This window comes from Corallococcus exercitus (genome assembly GCF_003611585.1).
GTDB classification, from domain to species: domain Bacteria; phylum Myxococcota; class Myxococcia; order Myxococcales; family Myxococcaceae; genus Corallococcus; species Corallococcus exercitus.
Genome location: NZ_RAVW01000676.1, coordinates 1 through 3,067 on the forward strand (window position 1 = coordinate 1; position 3,067 = coordinate 3,067).

The window sequence follows — 3,067 nt, forward strand, 5'->3', positions numbered from 1 at the left end:
CGCACGCCCCGGTCCTGCCCGCCCGACTGCGCGAACACGCGCTGAGGCAGCCGGACGCCGTCGCCGTGGAGCAGGCGGGACGGACCTGGACGTGGCGGGAGCTGGCCTCGCGTGCGCGACGGCTCGCCCTGCGGCTGCGGGAACAGGGGCTCCAGCCGGGAGAACCCGTGGCGCTCTGCCTGCGCGCGTCGCCGGAGAAGCTGGCGGCGCTGTGGGGTGTCCTGGAGGCCGGTGGTGCTCCGGTGGCGCTCGGGCCCACGGACCTGGACTCGCTGGCCGTCTATGCCGTGGAGGGCAGCGTCGTGCCCCGGCTGGTGACCTGGCGGGGGCTCTTCACCTCCACGCGCCTGGAGTCCTCGCGCGTCCTGCACGTCGAGGAGGTGCTGGGGGATGCGTCGTCCGTGACGAGGGACGAGGCGCTTCCGCTCCCCTCTCTGGAGTCCCTGGCGTGGCTTCTGCCCATGGGCGCGGGCCAGCCCGCGTGGGCGTTGAGTCACGCATCGCTCACGGGCTTCTTCGCGGGCCTGGATGCGCGGCTGCATCCGGCGCCGGACACCACCTGGCTCGCCGCGTCCGAACCGGCTCCCGAGAAGCCCGAGCTGGAAGCCCTCTGGGCCCTGTCTCGCGGCCTGCGCGTGCTCTTCCCCTCCGAGGCCACCTCCTGGCGCCGGGGCGCGTCGGCCGAGGACGCCTCGCGTCCGCTCCAGCTCAGCCTGTCGTACTTCGCCAATGACGAGGACTCGCTCTCCGGGCCCAAGTACGAGCTGCTGATGGAGGGCGCGAAGTTCGCGGACGCGCACGGCTTCTCCGCCATCTGGACGCCCGAGCGGCACTTCCACTCCTTCGGCGGCATCTACCCGCAGCCCGCGGTGGTCTCCGCGGCGCTCGCGGCCGTGACTCGCAACCTGCGCCTGCGCTCCGGCAGCGTCGTGCTGCCGCTGCATGATCCGCTGCTGGTCGCGGAGCAGTGGGCCGTCGTGGACAACCTGTCGCAGGGCCGCGTCGACGTGTCCGTGGCCACGGGCTGGCACGTGCAGGACTTCGTCTTCGCGCCCGGGAACTACGCCGACCGGCGCAACATCCTGCTGCGAAACCTGGAGACGCTGCGCGGCCTCTGGCGCGGCGAGCGGCTGCGGCGGCCGGGCGGCAACGGAGTCACCGTGGAGGTGGGCCTGCGCCCGAAGCCAGTGCAGAAGGAGCTGCCCGTGTGGCTCACCGCCACCGCGAACCCGGAGACGTTCCGGCTCGCGGGCGAGCTGGGCGCGGGCGTCCTCACGGGCCTCTTCGCCCACTCGCTGGAGGAGCTGAAGCCGAAGGTGGCCCTCTACCGCGAGGCGTGGCGCCGCAACGGGCACCCGGGACGGGGCCACATCACGTGCATGCTGCACACGTTCCTCGGTGACGACGAGGCCGAGGTCCTCAGGCAGGTGCGCAAGCCGCTGCTGGCGTACTTCCGGAGCTCGGCGGACATCACGACGTCGCTGCTCGCCGCGCAGGGCTACCAGGGGGAGATCGCCAAGGTGTCCCGCGAGGACATCGACGCGCTCCTGGAGCACACCTTCGAGCACCACGCGAAGGGCACGGGCCTCATCGGCACGGTGGAGAGCGGCATCCAGCGGCTGCGGGATGTACGGGCCTCGGACGTGGACGAGGTGACGTGCCTCATCGACTTCGGGCTGGAGACGCCGGTCGTCCTGGAAGGGCTCCGGCGCCTGGCCACGGCGAGAGAGGCAGTTGCCGCGGATGCGTCATCCCACTCGCGGCGCGTACGCGGTGAGCGCGAGACGGAAGCGGAGGAGTTGCTGTCCCTGGCCCGGCAGGCGGGGGCGGTGCTGGTGAACACCACTGCACGGCTGGCCCGCGCGGTGACGGACCTCTCGGGAGCGCGTGAGGCCCTGGCCCCGGTGGGGGCGTGGGTCCTGGAGAACGCGTCGGAGGAGCTGGCGTCGGCGCTCCAGCGCACGGCGGGCGGCGACGTGCTGCTCGCGGGTGAAGCCCGTGACGGAGGCCTGTTGCCGCGCGCACCGGAGGAGAAGCTGCCTCCGGGATTGGACGTCTGGGTGCTGGACGCGGCAGGGGCCCCCGTGCCCGCGGGCGTCGTGGGAGAGCTGGCCCTGTCGGGCGCGGGTCTGCCTGCCGCGCTCTGGAGGGCGGCGGGTGAGACCGCGGAGCGACTGGTGCCGCATCCGCTGCGCCCTTCGTCGAGCCTCTACCGCACCGGCCATCCCGTGCGCCTGCGCGCGAATGGTCGCGTCGAAGCCGTGAACCTCCCCGGGTTCAAGCTGCCCGCGCCGCGCACCGTGTCCCCTGGCACCGCGAGCGCTCTTGCCACGACGGCCCCTTCGACGGCGTCCACCGTCGTGGCCTCCGGTGCCATCCAGCCGATCCCGCGTGCGCCGCGCGACCGACCGTTGCCGCTGTCGTTCGCTCAGCAGCGGCTCTGGTACCTCCAGGAGCTGGAGCCGGAGAGCACCGCCTACAACAACGCGATCATCTTCCGGCTCACGGGCACGCTGGACATTACCGCGCTCCAGACGGCGCTCCACGCCCTCGTGGAACGCCACGAGGTCCTGCGCACCACCTACGCGCTGGCTGACGACGGTGCGGTGCAGGTCATCCATGCGACGGGCGCCCTTCCCCTGGAGACGGAAGACGTTCCCGGCGACACGGCCGAAGCGCGCGAGGCCGCCATGCTTCGCCGCTGCCAGGCGTACACCGCAACGCCCTTCCACCTGGACACGGGCCCCGTCGCCCGCGCGCTCCTGCTGCGGCTGGCTCCCGACACGCACGTCCTCCACCTGCTCCTGCACCACGTCGTCTCCGACGCCTGGTGCGCCCTGGTCCTCAGCCGCGAGCTGCCCGTCCTCTATGCCTGCGCCAGCGCGGGCGTCGCGTCCGTCCTGCCGCCGCTGCCGGTGCAGTACGCCGACTACGCCGTGTGGCAGCGCGCGTGGCTGACCGGCCCGGTGCTGGCGGACCAGGCCCGCTGGTGGAAGGACCTGCTCCAGGGCACGCCGCCGCTGGAGCTGCCCACCGACCGGCCCCGCCCCGCCACGCAGTCCTACGC

1 protein-coding gene is annotated in these 3,067 nt (G+C 73.1%); it reads left to right on the top strand.

Annotated elements, in window-relative coordinates:
• Positions 1–3,067 (top strand): MupA/Atu3671 family FMN-dependent luciferase-like monooxygenase (locus D7W79_RS40685; RefSeq protein ID WP_120530571.1); only part of this gene is annotated, 3,067 nt, incomplete at both ends.